This window comes from Pantoea sp. USMM079, assembly GCF_037153115.1.
GTDB lineage: Bacteria > Pseudomonadota > Gammaproteobacteria > Enterobacterales > Enterobacteriaceae > Pantoea > Pantoea communis.
The window spans coordinates 87,017-102,021 of the sequence record NZ_JBBCKX010000005.1 but is presented as its reverse complement, the minus strand read 5'-3'; the positions used below and the strand labels follow the sequence as shown (position 1 = coordinate 102,021).

General features: G+C 53.7%; 15 protein-coding genes and 4 tRNA genes. 12 read left to right on the top strand and 7 right to left on the bottom strand.

Translation table 11 applies throughout. The features are described from left to right. The first annotated feature begins 87 nt into the window (after nucleotides 1-87). From WFP70_RS10140 to WFP70_RS10120, 5 genes are all read left to right on the top strand, one after another. Nucleotides 88-163, top strand: a tRNA-Val gene (locus WFP70_RS10140). 46 nt (nucleotides 164-209) lie between these two features. Beyond that, nucleotides 210-285, top strand: a tRNA-Val gene (locus WFP70_RS10135). 41 nt (nucleotides 286-326) lie between these two features. Beyond that, nucleotides 327-402, top strand: a tRNA-Val gene (locus WFP70_RS10130). A gap of 4 nt (nucleotides 403-406) precedes the next feature. Continuing rightward, nucleotides 407-482: transfer RNA gene (locus tag WFP70_RS10125), tRNA-Lys, on the top strand. 147 nt (nucleotides 483-629) lie between these two features. Continuing rightward, nucleotides 630-980 carry a FlxA-like family protein gene (locus WFP70_RS10120; RefSeq protein ID WP_337023342.1) on the top strand — a complete coding sequence of 117 codons (351 nt, stop codon included), beginning with the start codon at nucleotides 630-632 and terminating at the stop codon, nucleotides 978-980. Here WFP70_RS10120 and WFP70_RS10115 read toward each other — a convergent pair. Next, nucleotides 977-1,897 (bottom strand): LysR family transcriptional regulator, encoded by a 921-nt coding sequence (locus WFP70_RS10115; RefSeq protein ID WP_058959064.1) that lies wholly within the window; start codon nucleotides 1,895-1,897, stop codon nucleotides 977-979. The two genes, WFP70_RS10120 and WFP70_RS10115, sit on opposite strands and share 4 nt — an antisense overlap. Nucleotides 1,898-1,996: 99 nt before the next feature. On the opposite strand from WFP70_RS10115, the gene WFP70_RS10110 reads away from it, so the two are divergent. Continuing rightward, on the top strand, nucleotides 1,997-2,998 hold the full coding sequence (locus WFP70_RS10110; protein ID WP_337023343.1) for a bile acid:sodium symporter family protein: 1,002 nt from the start codon (nucleotides 1,997-1,999) through the stop codon (nucleotides 2,996-2,998). Nucleotides 2,999-3,028: 30 nt separating this feature from the next. Here WFP70_RS10110 and WFP70_RS10105 read toward each other — a convergent pair whose 3' ends face one another. The 3 genes from WFP70_RS10105 to zipA form a co-directional block, all read right to left on the bottom strand. Next, complete coding sequence (locus WFP70_RS10105; protein ID WP_038645584.1) at nucleotides 3,029-3,247, bottom strand: DUF3820 family protein; 219 nt, start codon at nucleotides 3,245-3,247, stop codon at nucleotides 3,029-3,031. 1 nt (nucleotide 3,248) lies between these two features. After that, complete coding sequence (gene ligA, locus WFP70_RS10100) at nucleotides 3,249-5,267, bottom strand: NAD-dependent DNA ligase LigA (RefSeq protein ID WP_058959065.1); 2,019 nt, start codon at nucleotides 5,265-5,267, stop codon at nucleotides 3,249-3,251. 72 nt (nucleotides 5,268-5,339) lie between these two features. After that, nucleotides 5,340-6,338 carry a cell division protein ZipA gene (zipA, locus tag WFP70_RS10095; RefSeq protein WP_337023344.1) on the bottom strand — a complete coding sequence of 333 codons (999 nt, stop codon included), beginning with the start codon at nucleotides 6,336-6,338 and terminating at the stop codon, nucleotides 5,340-5,342. A 217-nt stretch (nucleotides 6,339-6,555) separates the two neighbouring features. Between zipA and cysZ the strand changes: the two genes are divergently transcribed. The 6 genes from cysZ to crr all read left to right on the top strand — a co-directional run bounded on the left by cysZ (nucleotide 6,556) and on the right by crr (nucleotide 11,503). Further along, entirely contained in the window at nucleotides 6,556-7,314 is a 759-nt protein-coding gene (gene cysZ, locus WFP70_RS10090) for a sulfate transporter CysZ (protein ID WP_058959067.1), read from the top strand. Between the two features lie 140 nt (nucleotides 7,315-7,454). Next, on the top strand, nucleotides 7,455-8,426 hold the full coding sequence (gene cysK, locus WFP70_RS10085; protein WP_034825880.1) for a cysteine synthase A: 972 nt from the start codon (nucleotides 7,455-7,457) through the stop codon (nucleotides 8,424-8,426). A gap of 19 nt (nucleotides 8,427-8,445) precedes the next feature. After that, nucleotides 8,446-8,649, top strand: coding sequence for a hypothetical protein (locus tag WFP70_RS10080; protein ID WP_160869738.1), 204 nt, complete (start codon nucleotides 8,446-8,448; stop codon nucleotides 8,647-8,649). Between the two features lie 163 nt (nucleotides 8,650-8,812). Next, entirely contained in the window at nucleotides 8,813-9,070 is a 258-nt protein-coding gene (gene ptsH / locus WFP70_RS10075) for a phosphocarrier protein Hpr (protein WP_034825876.1), read from the top strand. 159 nt (nucleotides 9,071-9,229) lie between these two features. After that, on the top strand, nucleotides 9,230-10,957 hold the full coding sequence (ptsI, locus tag WFP70_RS10070) for a phosphoenolpyruvate-protein phosphotransferase PtsI (RefSeq protein ID WP_034825874.1): 1,728 nt from the start codon (nucleotides 9,230-9,232) through the stop codon (nucleotides 10,955-10,957). A gap of 42 nt (nucleotides 10,958-10,999) precedes the next feature. Beyond that, a complete protein-coding gene (gene crr, locus WFP70_RS10065; RefSeq protein ID WP_034825872.1) occupies nucleotides 11,000-11,503 on the top strand; it encodes a PTS glucose transporter subunit IIA in 504 nt (167 codons plus the stop codon). Between the two features lie 399 nt (nucleotides 11,504-11,902). Here the strand turns inward: crr and WFP70_RS10060 are convergent, their stop codons facing one another. The 3 genes from WFP70_RS10060 to cysM form a co-directional block, all read right to left on the bottom strand. Continuing rightward, nucleotides 11,903-13,264 carry an ATP-binding protein gene (locus tag WFP70_RS10060; RefSeq protein WP_097118557.1) on the bottom strand — a complete coding sequence of 454 codons (1,362 nt, stop codon included), beginning with the start codon at nucleotides 13,262-13,264 and terminating at the stop codon, nucleotides 11,903-11,905. After that, entirely contained in the window at nucleotides 13,261-13,941 is a 681-nt protein-coding gene (locus WFP70_RS10055; protein WP_034825869.1) for a response regulator transcription factor, read from the bottom strand. Before WFP70_RS10055 ends, WFP70_RS10060 begins: the two co-directional genes overlap by 4 nt. A 178-nt stretch (nucleotides 13,942-14,119) precedes the next feature. Next, nucleotides 14,120-15,001, bottom strand: coding sequence for a cysteine synthase CysM (cysM, locus tag WFP70_RS10050; RefSeq protein WP_337023345.1), 882 nt, complete (start codon nucleotides 14,999-15,001; stop codon nucleotides 14,120-14,122). Nucleotides 15,002-15,005 lie beyond the last annotated feature (4 nt).

Here is a 15,005-nt window from a genome sequence, read left to right as displayed (position 1 = left end):
GCCTAAATTTAAAGCGAACGCACATTTATGTTTTAAAAAGCGTTGACTCACTTCGAAGGATCCCTATAATGCGACTCCACACAGCGGGGGTGATTAGCTCAGTTGGTAGAGCATCTCCTTTACACGGAGGGGGTCGGCGGTTCGAGCCCGTCATCACCCACCACTCTAAAAGTGGCTCGCAGTGTACAAGAGTTTGAAGAGTAAGATATGGGCGATTAGCTCAGTTGGTAGAGCATCTCCTTTACACGGAGGGGGTCGGCGGTTCGAGCCCGTCATCGCCCACCATATCTTAGTCAGATGACACTCTTGTTAAGCAGTTCCGAAGTGGGCGATTAGCTCAGTTGGTAGAGCATCTCCTTTACACGGAGGGGGTCGGCGGTTCGAGCCCGTCATCGCCCACCACTTCGGGTCGTTAGCTCAGTTGGTAGAGCAGTTGACTTTTAATCAATTGGTCGCAGGTTCGAATCCTGCACGACCCACCAATGTAGAAAGGCGCCCTAAAGGCGCCTTTTTGCTATCTGCTATTTACCCACCCTCACAAAACCTTTGCAAACACTTAACGCTTTGTGTGCTCAAGCCGTTTTATCCCCTTGCCGATAACGATAATGGTCTATTGCAAGGAGAAAACCATGTCTACTATCTCAAGTGTTAGCAGTGTCAGTACCGCAAGCAGCGGTAGCGGTTCAACGTCAGAAATTGCCAGCCTGAATAAACAGATTCAAAGCATCACCAAAGAAATTAGAGATTTATCCAGTGATGACTCCCTGACAGATGAGCAAAAATCTGAACAGGAACAGATGTTGCAATCGCAGATTCAGATGATTGAAGCGCAGATTGCACAAATCGAGCAGCAGGCAGCAGAAAAAGCACAACAGAAACAAGAAGCACAGCAGCCCACGACGGAAAGTGCCACCAGCGCCCAGAAAGCCGATGGCATTAACCGTCCGACCGAGACCAATCAGATCAACGTTTACGTCTAAAACGCCGGTTTGAGAGCACGTTGTTGCGCCAGCAGGCCTGCTTGTTGGCGCACTTCCTGCCAGATCGCTTCCGCAGCGGGTGTCAGAGAGCGATTTTTGCGTTTAATCAGCATCAGATTTCGATGGATTTCCGGATAGAGGCGTCGCACCGTCAGTTTCCGCCCCGCCGGCAGCGGTAACGCCAGCGCAGGCAAAATGCTGATGCCAATACCGGCTTCCACCATCGGAAACAGCGTGGCGGGATGACCAATTTCCTGCACCACCTGCACCTGAATCGATAACTGCTGCAGCGCCGCATCCACCAGAAGACGACTTCCTGAAGCATAATCCTGCAAAACCAGGTTGCGCCCCGCCAGCATCGTCCATTCCGCTCGCTCGACCTGGGCCAAAACATCATCCGCATGGCACAACAATAAGAACGGCTCCTGCAAAATCGCTTCGTAATCCAGATCGGCATCCCCTAGCGGCCCGATGACAATGCCAAAATCCACCTCCGCATTGCGCACGCTTTGCAGCACTGACTGCTGAGCGCGATCGTGCAGGATGACGCGGATATCCGGATAACGTTGCTGGCTACTCGCCAGACACTGCGGCATTAGATTTGCCGAAGGTGTCTGGCTGGCGGCAACACGTACGGTGCCACTGCGCTGCTCACCGTAACTGCGCACATCCAGCAGCGTCGTGTTTAACTCCTCCAGCAAACGTTCCAGCCGCGATGCCAGCTGGTGCCCCGCTTCCGTCAGCATCACTTCACGCGTGGTGCGATCCAGCAAACGCACGCCCATTTCCGCTTCCAGCTCTTTAATACTGTGGCTGACCGCCGACTGGCTGAGCCCAATCGCCTGCCCTGCCTGGCTAAAACTGCCCTGCTGCGCCACAGCCACAAAGGTGCGTAACTGACGTAAGGTGTAATTCATCGATATCGCTCATAGATTGATGCAATAAATCAATTTTATTTCTAAACCTGGCTGGCGCACAATCAGCACCATCTTTTTTATTTTAACCGGATTGTAACAATGGGCTTTTTACGACTCGACCCGATGATGGTCAAACTTATCATCACTGTGCTGTTGGCCAGCTTCATCCCGGCCAAAGGCGGGTTTGTCGATTTCTTTGAATACCTGACCACCGCCGCCATCGCCCTGCTGTTCTTTATGCACGGTGCCAAGCTGTCACGCGAGAAAATCATTGCCGGCAGCAGCCACTGGCGTTTGCATCTGTGGATCATGTGCAGCACTTTCGTGGTGTTCCCGATTCTTGGCTTGCTGCTGGTGTGGTGGCATCCGGTGAACGTCGGGCCAGAGATTTATACCGGCTTCATTTATCTGTGTATTCTGCCTGCCACCGTGCAGTCTGCGATTGCCTTCACCTCCATGGCGGGGGGGAACGTGGCGGCTGCGGTTTGTGCCGCTTCGGCATCCAGCCTGCTGGGCGTATTCATCTCGCCGCTGCTGGTGAATCTGGTGATGAACGTCCATAGCGATGCGCCGAGCAACGGTCTGGAGCAGATTGGCAAAATCATGCTGCAACTGCTGGTGCCGTTTGTGATTGGTCATATGTCACGTCGCTGGATTGGCGACTGGGTGGAAAAACATCGCAGCCTGATTGGTAAAACCGACCAGACCTCGATTCTGTTAGTGGTCTACTCCGCGTTCAGTGAAGCGGTGGTCAATGGTATCTGGCATCGCGTGGGTGTGGATACGCTGTTGTGGATTCTGGCAGGCAGCGTGCTGATTCTGTTTGCCGCGCTGGCGATTAACCTGGGTGCCTCGCGTCTGTTTGGTTTCAGCCGCGCCGATGAAATCGTGGTGCTGTTCTGTGGTTCGAAAAAGAGTCTCGCCAATGGCGTGCCAATGGCCAATATCCTGTTCCCGGCCAGCTCAGTGGGGATTATCGTGCTGCCGCTGATGATCTTCCATCAGGTGCAGTTGATGGTCTGCTCCTTCATCGCTCAACGCTATAAAGCGGGCAATGAGAAGCGGCTGGCACAGCAGCAAGTCGAAGCACAAAAATCCTAAGCAAACGGCCCGCAATTGCGGGCCGTTTTGTTATTCACTGCGCTTCAGCGGTTTAACTAACCCCTGCAATCCTTCTATTTTGATCGCCAGGGTCAGCTGCATCAGCTCGCCCAGCTTCCCTGCCGGAAATTCGTTTTTACGCGCAAACCACAGCAGATACTCTTCTGGCACATCAATCAGCATGCGGCCTTTATACTTGCCGAACGGCATAGCGGTATTGGCGATTTCAACCAGCTGATGTTTGTCCACGTTAGGCTCCCAGCAGCCGAATCATTTCCGCTTCGTCAATCACCGGAATACCGAGCTCCTGCGCTTTCGCCAGTTTGGAACCCGCAGCTTCGCCAGCAATCAGTAAGTCTGTTTTCTTCGACACGCTGCCGCTCACTTTCGCGCCCAGCGCAACTAAACGTTCTTTGGCATCATCGCGATTCATCTGTGACAGCGATCCGGTCAGCACCACGGTCTTGCCAGCAAAAGGGCTGTCGATCTCTTCAACATTTACCACTTCCAGCTGTGGCCAATGCACGCCCACCTCTTGGGTGAGTTCGCGGATGACTTCGCGATTGCTCTCTTCTTCCATAAAGTTGCGCACATGCGCGGCCACGACTTTACCCACGTCCTGCACCGCAATCAGCGCATCCAGATCGGCGTTCATCACCTTCTCAAGATCGCCAAAATGATTGGCCAGATTGGCCGCAGTGGCTTCACCGACTTCACGAATCCCCAGCGCATACAGGAAGCGAGGCAGCGTGGTGAGTTTCGCTTTTTCGAGCGCATCCACCACATTTTGTGCCGATTTCGGCCCCATGCGATCCAGTCCCGTCAGCTTGCCCGCCGTCAGACGGAACAGATCGGCAGGTGTTTGTACGTACTCTTTTTCGACCAGCTGATCGATGATTTTGTCGCCCATGCCGTCAACATCCATCGCACGACGAGAAACAAAATGTTTGAGCGCCTCTTTACGCTGGGCACCACAAATCAGCCCACCGGTACAACGGGTAACGGCTTCGCCTTCCACGCGCTCGACATCCGAGCCACACACCGGGCAATGGCTGGGGAAGACGATTTCACGGGTATCATCCGGTCGTTCAGATTCCACTACGTTGACCACCTGCGGAATCACATCTCCGGCGCGGCGAATCACCACTTTGTCGCCAATGCGCAGGCCAAGACGCGCGATTTCATCGGCGTTGTGCAGTGTGGCATTACTCACCACCACGCCGGCTACCTGCACCGGCTCCAGACGCGCAACAGGCGTAATCGCGCCGGTACGTCCCACCTGGAATTCAACATCGCGCACGAAGGTCATCTGCTCCTGCGCCGGGAATTTAAAAGCAACGGCCCAGCGCGGGGCGCGGGCGACAAAGCCTAATTGTTCCTGCAGTGCCTGCGAATCGACCTTGATGACCACGCCATCAATATCGAATCCGAGTGTCGGGCGATCCTGCTCAACCTGACGATAAAATTCCAGCACCTCTTCCGCGGTATGCGCCAGACGAATACGGTCGCTGACCGGTAAACCCCAGGCTTTAAATTGCTGCAGACGCTGCCAGTGGCTGGCGGGCATGTCACCGCCTTCCAGCAGGCCGAAACCGTAACAGAAGAAAGTCAGAGAACGTTTAGCGGTAATGCGCGGATCGAGCTGACGTAGCGATCCCGCCGCGGCGTTGCGCGGGTTGGCAAACACTTTCGCGCCGGTGCGACGTGCATCCTCATTGAGTTTCTCGAAGCCCGCTTCGGTCATAAAGACTTCACCACGTACTTCGACACGTGCAGGAATATTGTCGCCGTGCAGGCGCAGCGGAATGGCATGGATAGTGCGCACGTTGGCGGTAATATTCTCGCCCGTGGTGCCATCACCGCGTGTCGCCGCACGCACCAGCAGCCCATCTTCATACAACAGGCTGACCGCCAGACCATCCAGCTTCAGTTCGCAACAGTAGGTCAAATCATCGCTGCTTTTCAGGCGATCCTGCACACGTTTATTAAAGGCCAGGAAACCGGCTTCATCGAAAGTGTTGTCGAGTGACAGCATCGGCACTTCATGGCGCACCTGTTCGAAGGCGGCCAGCGGTGCTGCGCCCACGCGCTGAGTCGGCGAATCCGGGGTAATGAGATCGGGATGTGCCGCTTCCAGTTCACGCAATTGCTGCATCAGTCGGTCATATTCTGCATCCGGAATTTCCGGCGTATCCATCACGTGATAGAGGTACTCATGGTGACGTAACGAGGTGCGCAGCGCGGTGATCTGCTCCTGAACCGATTTCATAGTGTTTTATCCGATAAAAAACCCCCGACATGCGGGGGTTGTTTCGTTAATATTTGATTTTGCTCGCGGCTATCAGCCGATAACTTCGCGAATACGCGCTTTATAAGTTTCCAGCTTCTGTGGCGTCATCATGCGACGCTCATCATCCAGCACAACCCCGCCGACATCGTCCGCAATACGCTGGGCAGATTGCAGCATCAGCTTGAAGTTTTGGTTCGCATCGCCATACGACGGCACCATCATAAAGATGGAGATACCTGGCGTGCTGAAATCGCCCATGGTATCGGGATTAAAGGAACCCGGTTTCACCATATTTGCCAGACTGAACAGCACAGGGCCGCTGCCCGCTGGGCTCAGGTGACGATGGAAAATATTCATCTCACCAAACTGGAAGCCCGCTTGCAAAATACCTTGCAACAGAGCTTCACCGTTCAGTTCACCGCCGGCGTGGGCGGCAACATGCAGCACCAGTACCGCTTCATTTTTTCTCTGGGTAGAAGCGGCAGGCTTCTGAGGTTCTTCATGAGCAACCGGCACTTCTTCTTCGTATTCTGGCTCTTCAGCAGCCTGGAATTCAGGCGCAGGCTGAGTCGGTGACAGTGGCTCATTATCCAATAACGGATCGGCCTGAACGGGCTGGGGCTGAGGTTTTGGCTGCGGCGCTGGCGCCGGTCTTGCTACCGGCTGCTGAGGCGCAGGGGTAGGCTGACGCACTTCCGGCTCATCATCCAGCAGCGGATCACCCATCAATGGGGTTTCATGACGCGGGAATGGCTGACGCGCAGGTTCAGGCGCACGTGGCGCGCTGACAGGCTTCGTCACAGGTGCGTCGAATTCGGATTCGACATGCGCGTCACGATTACGACGGACACGCACTTCGCCGACACCATCATCATCTTCTTCGCTCAGCAGATCTTCATCCGCTTCTTCGCGCTGTTTCAGACGTTTGTGCGGGCGATCGCGAAACACGGAAGAGCGCTCTTTACGGCTGGTCCACAGTCCGTGAAGTAGCAACGCTATTATGGCGATCGCGCCAACAACGATTAATATCAGACGCAAATCCTGCATCATTGTATTCTCTGTTGTTCCAATACCTTGCCACCACGGCAAACTTTATCCTCTAACTGTATTTGCCCAGCTAAACAAGTGCAAGTCTGTGCAGTATTTTCTGACAAATAAGATAGCTGCCCCACGCTTTTTTGCTGATTTTTCGCGCAAAGTGCGCCTGCCACCGACAAAAAGCCAGGTTATGATGTTCGCGCCGCCACATAAAGGAGAAAGGCTCGCTATGCCCGTTGAGAAATCGCCCTCATCATTAAATGGTATTCATTACTTTGCCGAAGGCTGGAGACTGGTACGTCTGCCTGGCATTCGTCGTTACGTCATTATTCCTCTGCTGGTGAACATTTTGCTGCTGGGAGGCGCCTTTATCTGGCTGTTTCAACGGCTCGGAGAGTGGATTCCGGCCTTGATGTCACATATCCCTGATTGGTTGCAGTGGCTCAGTTATTTGCTGTGGCCGCTTTCCGTCATATCGATTGTGCTGGTATTCAGCTACTTCTTCTCCACCATCGCGAACTGGATTGCCGCCCCCTTTTGTGGATTGCTGGCTGAGCAACTGGAAGGTCGCCTCACCGGTCACCCGCTGCCGGATAGCGGTTGGATGGCGATGGTTAAAGATATCCCGCGCATCATGAAGCGCGAATTACAGAAGCTTGGCTACTATTTACCGCGTGCACTGGGACTGCTGCTGCTTTACTTTATCCCCGGTTTTGGACAAACGGTGGCACCGGTATTATGGTTTCTGTTTAGCGCGTGGATGCTGTCGGTGCAGTACTGCGACTATCCGTTTGATAACCACAAAGTGAGTTTTCAGCAGATGCGTAGTGCGTTACGTCAGCATAAAACGGCGAACATGCAATTTGGCGCGCTGGTCAGTTTGTTCACCATGATACCGATTCTGAATCTGGCCATCATGCCAGTGGCCGTATGTGGCGCGACTGCGATGTGGGTTGATCGCTACCGCCTACAGCATGCACGTCACTAAAGCTTCAAAAAGCCTTATGCATTTTTGCGTAAGGCTTATGGTTGTGGGCTATATAGATATGCGATTTCTTTCCTTCCGCACACCGGAAGAACAGGTATGCTCTGAGGGTTCCCAATATTTCATACAGTTAAGGACGAGCTATGAGTAAGATCTATGAAGACAACTCTCTGACAATTGGTCATACGCCGCTGGTTCGACTGAACCGCATCGGTAATGGACGCATCCTGGCGAAGGTCGAATCGCGTAACCCGAGCTTCAGCGTCAAATGCCGTATCGGTGCCAATATGATTTGGGACGCAGAAAAACGCGGAATCTTAAAGCCGGGCGTTGAACTGGTTGAGCCAACCAGCGGTAACACCGGTATTGCACTGGCTTACGTGGCCGCCGCTCGCGGTTACAAACTCACGCTGACCATGCCAGAGACCATGTCTGTTGAACGTCGCAAGCTGCTGAAAGCACTGGGCGCGAATCTGGTGCTGACCGAAGGCGCAAAAGGTATGAAAGGTGCCATTGCTAAAGCCGAGGAAATCGTTGCCAGCGATCCGGATAAATTTGTGCTGCTGCAGCAGTTCAGCAATCCGGCTAACCCGGAGATCCATGAGAAAACCACCGGCCCGGAAATCTGGGAAGACACCGACGGTGAAGTGGATGTGTTCATTGCGGGCGTGGGCACCGGCGGCACGCTGACAGGCGTGAGCCGTTACATCAAGAACACCAAAGGCAAAAAAGACTTAATCACTGTAGCCGTAGAGCCGACTGACTCTCCGGTTATCGCTCAGGCTATCGCGGGTGAAGAGATCAAGCCGGGCCCACACAAAATTCAGGGCATCGGCGCAGGTTTCATTCCTGGCAACCTTGACCTGAAACTGGTTGATCGGGTCGTTGCGATTACCAACGAAGAAGCCATCAGCACCGCGCGTCAGCTGATGGAAGAAGAAGGCATTCTGGCCGGTATCTCTTCAGGTGCGGCAGTGGCTGCAGCACTGAAACTGCAGGAAGACGAAGCATTCGCCAATAAGAATATTGTGGTGATCCTGCCCTCCTCTGGCGAGCGCTATTTAAGTACCGCCCTGTTTGCCGATCTGTTCACTGAAAAAGAGCTGCAGCAGTAACCGCCATAGTCTGAAAACGATGAAAAAAGCACCCGAATGGGTGCTTTTTTGTGGCGCAGATCTCACTTTTATCACCAGACAGATTGATTTCAATGACGCGGCTCTGGTATTTAAGCTCCCAATTATTTCGGTGCCTGAAATTAATCTGGCTTTGAAGTGGATCAAGCTGAATGGAATTACTGATTTGGCGAAACGGCGAATCACGGCATACTTAGCAAGGTGACCTTTTCGCACAGTTTTTGATCTGCTGCTGAAAGACGCACATTACTAAGCGCATTTTTTGGTCAGCTTAATGCCACACCAGCGCACCTATACAGGCTAAAGTGACGGCTCCAGGCTAGACTTTAGATCCATAACACCAAACCTGATAAAGTTGGGGAAATAGAATGTTCCAGCAAGAAGTTACCATTACCGCACCTAACGGCCTTCATACCCGTCCTGCAGCTCAGTTCGTGAAAGAAGCTAAGGCTTTCCAGTCAGACATCACTGTGACCTCTAATGGCAAATCTGCCAGCGCAAAAAGCCTGTTCAAACTGCAGACTCTGGGTCTGACTCAGGGTACGGTTGTTACGCTGTCTGCTGAAGGTGAAGATGAGCAGCAAGCGGTTGAGCACCTGGTGAAACTGATGGCTGAGCTGGAGTAATTCCGCTCAGGCAAGCAACTAAACCGACTCCTTTGCCCCATTGAGTGCAAATATCTTGATCGCGGACAACCTGTCCGCGTTCTTGCTTCCTTAGAGTACTGTTCCGCGACAGTGGCAACGCATTGGGTCAATGAGCCATCGTGATTAAAAGGTAGGGTTATGATTTCAGGCATTTTAGCATCACCGGGTATCGCTTTCGGCAAAGCACTTCTGCTGAAGGAAGATGAGATCGTCATCAGCCGTAAAAAAATTACTGACGATCAGGTTGAGCAAGAAGTTCAACGCTTCCTTGATGGACGTGGCAAAGCGGCAGTACAGCTCGAAGCCATCCGTGTCAAAGCCGGTGAAACCCTCGGTGAAGAGAAAGCGGCGATCTTTGAAGGTCACATCATGCTGCTCGAAGACGAAGAGCTTGAGCAGGAAATCATCGACCTGATTAAGAAAGATCACGCAACGGCTGACGCTGCGGCGTACTCTGTCATTGATGGCCAGGCCAAGGCGTTGGAAGAACTCGACGACGAATACCTGAAAGAGCGTGCGGCAGACGTGCGTGACATCGGTAAGCGTCTGCTGCAAAACATCCTCGGTCTGCATATTGTCGACCTGGGTGCTATCGCAGAAGAATCTATTCTGGTGGCGAAAGATTTAACGCCGTCAGAAACCGCACAGCTGAACCTGAAGAAGGTGCTGGGCTTTATCACCGATATCGGTGGCCGTACTTCGCATACGTCCATCATGGCGCGTTCTCTGGAGATCCCAGCGATTGTCGGTACCGGTAACGTCACCACGCAAATCAAAAACGGTGACTTCCTGATCCTCGATGGCGTGAATAACAAGATTTACGTTAATCCTACCGATGCAGAACAAGAAGAATTGAAAGCGATTCAGACGCAATACCTGTCTGAAAAGCACGAACTGGCGAAACTGAAAGATCTGCCCGCTATCACGCTGGACGGCCATCAGGTGGAAGTGTGCGCCAACATTGGTACCGTGCGCGATGTCGCCGGTGCAGAGCGCAACGGTGCGGAAGGCGTGGGCCTGTATCGTACCGAATTCCTGTTTATGGACCGTGATTCACTGCCCACCGAAGAAGAGCAGTTCCAGGCTTACAAAGCGGTGGCGGAAGCCATGGGTTCTCAAGCCGTTATCGTGCGTACCATGGACATCGGCGGCGATAAAGATCTGCCGTACATGAACCTGCCAAAAGAGGACAACCCGTTCCTCGGCTGGCGTGCGATTCGTATCGCGATGGATCGTAAAGAGATTCTGCATGCACAGTTGCGCGCTATCCTGCGTGCCTCATCCTTCGGCAAACTGCGCATTATGTTCCCGATGATCATTTCGGTGGAAGAAGTGCGTGCGCTGAAGGCCGAGCTGGAACTGCTGAAAACCCAGCTGCGCGAAGAAGGCAAAGCCTTTGATGAGACCATTGAAGTGGGCATTATGGTGGAAACACCGGCTTCAGCGGTGATTGCGCGTCATCTGGCGAAAGAAGTCGACTTCTTTAGTATTGGGACAAATGACCTGACGCAGTATACTCTGGCGGTCGATCGTGGTAATGATTTGATTTCACACCTCTATAACCCAATGACGCCATCTGTTTTGGGCCTCATTAAGCAAGTGATCGACGCATCACATGCCGAAGGGAAATGGACCGGCATGTGTGGTGAGCTGGCTGGTGATGAACGTGCTACACTACTGTTACTGGGAATGGGGCTGGACGAATTCAGCATGAGTGCCATTTCAATCCCGAGCATCAAGAAGATTATTCGTAATACTAATTTCGAAGATGCGAAGGCATTGGCGGAGCAGGCTCTGGCTCAACCCACAGCGGAAGATTTAATGAACCTGGTGAACAAGTTCATTAAAGAAAAAACGCTCTGCTGATCCACGAGACGCTGGCCCCAAATTACTGCTTAGGAGAAGATCATGGGTTTGTTTTCTAAACTTTTTGGCGAAAAATCAGAGAGCGCGTCAGGGACTATTGATATCGTTGCGCCTCTGTCAGGCGAAATCGTGAATATCGAAGACGTACCTGATGTGGTATTTGCTGAGAAAATCGTGGGTGATGGTATCGCCATTAAACCGACTGGCAACAAAATGGTTGCACCGGTTGATGGTACTATCGGCAAGATTTTTGAGACCAACCACGCCTTTTCAATCGAGTCTGACAACGGCATCGAGCTGTTCGTCCACTTCGGTATCGATACGGTTGAACTGAAAGGTGAAGGCTTTAAGCGTATCGCTGAAGAAGGCCAGAAAGTGAAAAAAGGCGACGTGGTGATCGAGTTTGATCTGCCACTGCTGGAAGAGAAAGCAAAATCCACGCTGACGCCGGTTGTGATTTCGAACATGGACGAAATCAAAGATCTGATCAAACTCTCCGGTCAGGTAACTGTGGGTGAAACCCCGGTTATCCGCATCAAGAAGTAAGCAGCGTCTGGATAGTAAAAACGGCACCCAATGGGTGCCGTTTTTGTTTGTGTGGCTGGCTGGAACTGCAGGGTCCGGTGGCGTTAGGGATGGTGCAGTGGCGTTAGGGCTAGTGCGGTCGGTCAGGACGACCGGGCAGATCGCAAAGACGGCATAAACCATCCCTGGGCCTCGTCCCTCGCCATCCATGGCGAGGGACGCTTTGCTCCTCTGCCCGGTCGTCCTGCCCTACTCCACACAGTGCGTGCTGCTTTTTACTGCGTTAGATGCACGGCTTAGTGCGAATAGGTTCGTAGTATGAGTCGCAATGCATTGCGCGCTTGCCTGTGCTAACCGGACTGCATGGGCGCGCTGCTATGGATTCACAAGAACGCGGTTAGATTGTGAGCGCTTAAGCCTTCAGTCTTGCTTCCAGCGTGGCAATCGTAACGTTAGCTCTAAGCCACCTTCAGGGCGATTGACCGCCTGTACCTCACCGTGGTGCGCCAGAATCACCTTACGCACGATGGAGAGCCCTAAGCCGTATCCTTTGCCCATCAGTGGCGAATTAACGCGTACGAAGGGATCGAAGATGCTGGAAAGCTTTTCGTCGTCAACGCCCGGGCCCTGATCGCGCACGCGAATCGCCAGCCATTGATTCTCCGCCTGTAGCCTCACGCTGATATGCTGGCCTTTGTGCGAGAAGCGCAACGCATTACGCAGGACGTTCTCTACACCACGGCGAATCAACTCGGCATTGCCGTGCACGGTGTAGTCGGCGTTCTCATCGACCTGAAAGTCGACTTTTACGCCCGGAATCTGTGCCTCATAGCGCACGTCCGTGACCACCGCGTGCAGCAGGCCAGTGAGATCGAAATACTGCTCACCCGGCATACTTTCATGTTCCGCACGCGATAGCGTCAGCAATTCGCCAATCATCTTGTCGAGACGACGCGCTTCTTCATCGATGCGGTTCAGAGAGGATTCCACTGATTCCGGCGTTTGCCGCGCCAGACCGGTTGCCAGTTGCAGGCGCGCCAGCGGTGAACGCAGTTCGTGGGAGATGTCGTGCAGTAATTCCTCACGCGCCTTCACCAGCGTATCCAGGCGCTCCACCATGGCATCAAAGTCTTGCGCCACGCTGGAGAGTTCATCATGGCGACGACGCATGACCGGATAGAGTCGCACCGACAAATCGCCGCTGGATACGCGGGCAAAGCCTTCACGCAGCTGGCGCATTGGGCGCGTCAGGTTCCAGGCCAGTAATAAGCTGAACAGTAATCCTAGCGCCCCGGCAAAGGTGAACATCGGCTCTGGGATGTTGAGGATACGTCGCGGGCCACCGCCACCCATCGAACTATCCTCGCGCAATCCTTTAACGTCGTAACGCAGCTCGTACTCTTTGCCATCCTGCCCTTTCACCCAACGGACGATGATATCCGGGAACGGACCATGGAAAGGTTCACTGAAGGTTTCCGGCGGCGCATTGCCGGGCGTAGCGGCAGGTTTATCATGCTGGATGACTGAGAAGAACTGGCGGTCGTTGGGTTCCCAATCGGCCATCATGTCATCCAGTGAACTCGGTCCGCCGCGCTCCAATACAGAAACTGCGGACGCCATCTGTAAATTCACAATACGACGGATAGCCACAATTTCGGGTGGTTCGTGACGATTACCGGAAAGCGTAAAACCAAGCCACAGCAGCTGGCTGATGATGACAAATACGATCCAGAAGCCCAGTAAGATCTTCCAGAACATGCGGCCGCGGTAGCTGTGTTTCATCGAATGCGATAACCAATACTGCGCACAGTTTCAATGTTGATGCTGTCGGCGGTGAGCGCGGCCAGCTTCTGGCGGATATTGCTGATGTGCACATCCACGCTGCGATCGTAAGCTTCACGCGGACGACCGAGCCCTTTTTCTGACAATTCGTCCTTCGACACCACGCGATCGGGCGCACGCAGCAGCAGATCCAGCAGGTTGAATTCTGACGCGGTCAGATCAAAGGCTTTGCCCTGCCATTCCGTGATGCGTGTGGCCGGATTCAGGCTCAGCTCACCCCAGCGCAGCAGTTCTTTTTTGTCCTGAACCGGTGCCTGATCTTCGAAACGACGCAGTACGGCACGCAGACGCGCCACCAGCTCACGCGGGTAGCATGGCTTTGGTACATAATCATCCGCACCCATTTCCAGGCCGATAACGCGATCGATATTGTCGCCTTTCGCCGTCAACATGATCACCGGCAAACGGCTGTTCTGGCGCACCTGACGCAGCACATCAATACCGCTCATATCCGGCAGCATAATGTCGAGAATCATCGCGGTATAGTTGCCCGACAGCGCCCCTTCAATCCCGGCGGTTCCGGTTAAAACCAGTTGCGTTTCAAAGCCTTCCGCAATCAGGTACTGGCTCAGCATGGTGCCAAGTTCTACATCGTCATCAACAAGCAGAATTTTCATCTTTATCTCTCGTACAAAATTGCCGCTATTTTGGCCTGAGTTGGCAATGAGCGCAGCCGATTTTACTCGATCCTTACAGTGCCAACACCAGAGGATTATCAGGGAGACTATAGACAAAAATGGCCCGGTCGCACCACAACAGCACGCGCAGGCCAGATAAAATGCGGGGAAGAGAAGATCAGTGGAACACGCCGGTGGAGAGATAGCGGTCACCGCGATCGCAAACTATCGCCACCACGACACTGCCGGGATGGGCATTAGCGATGCGCAGCGCACCGGCCACCGCGCCACCAGAACTCACGCCGCAGAAAATCCCTTCACGTTGCGCTAGCGCACGCATGGTTTTTTCGGCTTCCAGCTGCGCCATATCGATGACCTCATCCACTAACTCAGGACGGAAAATCCCCGGCAGATAAGCTTCAGGCCAGCGACGAATGCCCGGAATGCTGCTGCCCTCCTGCGGCTGTAAACCAATGACTTTCACGGCGGGTGCAAACTCTTTCAGATAGCGTCCAACGCCGGTGATGGTGCCCGTGGTGCCCATACTGGAGACAAAATGCGTCATGCGGCCCTGCGTCTGCTGCCAGATTTCCGGGCCGGTGGTGAGATAGTGGCCGAGGGGATTGTCGGGATTATTGAACTGATCCAACACCCGGCCCTCACCGCGATCGGCCATCTCTTGCGCTAAATCGCGTGCGCCTTCCATGCCCTGTTCGCGCGTCACCAGAATCAATTCCGCGCCGTAGGCACGCATCGCGTCCTGCCGCTCCTGGCTCATGTTATCCGGCATCAGCAGGCGTAACCTATAGCCTTTCATCGCCGCGATCATCGCCAGTGCGATACCGGTATTGCCACTGGTGGCCTCAATCAGGGTATCGCCCGGATTGATGTCACCGCGCAGTTCCGCCTGGTGAATCATCGACCAGGCCGCACGATCTTTTACCGAACCGGCCGGATTATTGCCTTCCAGCTTTAACCAGATTTCACTGCCGTTATCGGGCGTCAGGCGTTGCAGCCTGATCAACGGCGTATTACCGATGGTATTTTCCAGTGTGGTCACGGTT

Bases quoted from the DNA above. Each gene is read 5' to 3' on its own strand.
- WFP70_RS10120 (WP_337023342.1), top strand. From the start codon at position 630: ATGTCTACTATCTCAAGTGTTAGCAGTGTCAGTACCGCAAGCAGCGGT.
- WFP70_RS10115 (WP_058959064.1), bottom strand. From the start codon at position 1,897: ATGAATTACACCTTACGTCAGTTACGCACCTTTGTGGCTGTGGCGCAG.
- WFP70_RS10110 (WP_337023343.1), top strand. From the start codon at position 1,997: ATGGGCTTTTTACGACTCGACCCGATGATGGTCAAACTTATCATCACT.
- ligA (WP_058959065.1), bottom strand. From the start codon at position 5,267: ATGAAATCGGTTCAGGAGCAGATCACCGCGCTGCGCACCTCGTTACGT.
- zipA (WP_337023344.1), bottom strand. From the start codon at position 6,338: ATGATGCAGGATTTGCGTCTGATATTAATCGTTGTTGGCGCGATCGCC.
- cysZ (WP_058959067.1), top strand. From the start codon at position 6,556: ATGCCCGTTGAGAAATCGCCCTCATCATTAAATGGTATTCATTACTTT.
- cysK (WP_034825880.1), top strand. From the start codon at position 7,455: ATGAGTAAGATCTATGAAGACAACTCTCTGACAATTGGTCATACGCCG.
- WFP70_RS10080 (WP_160869738.1), top strand. From the start codon at position 8,446: ATGAAAAAAGCACCCGAATGGGTGCTTTTTTGTGGCGCAGATCTCACT.
- ptsH (WP_034825876.1), top strand. From the start codon at position 8,813: ATGTTCCAGCAAGAAGTTACCATTACCGCACCTAACGGCCTTCATACC.
- ptsI (WP_034825874.1), top strand. From the start codon at position 9,230: ATGATTTCAGGCATTTTAGCATCACCGGGTATCGCTTTCGGCAAAGCA.
- crr (WP_034825872.1), top strand. From the start codon at position 11,000: ATGGGTTTGTTTTCTAAACTTTTTGGCGAAAAATCAGAGAGCGCGTCA.
- WFP70_RS10060 (WP_097118557.1), bottom strand. From the start codon at position 13,264: ATGAAACACAGCTACCGCGGCCGCATGTTCTGGAAGATCTTACTGGGC.
- WFP70_RS10055 (WP_034825869.1), bottom strand. From the start codon at position 13,941: ATGAAAATTCTGCTTGTTGATGACGATGTAGAACTTGGCACCATGCTG.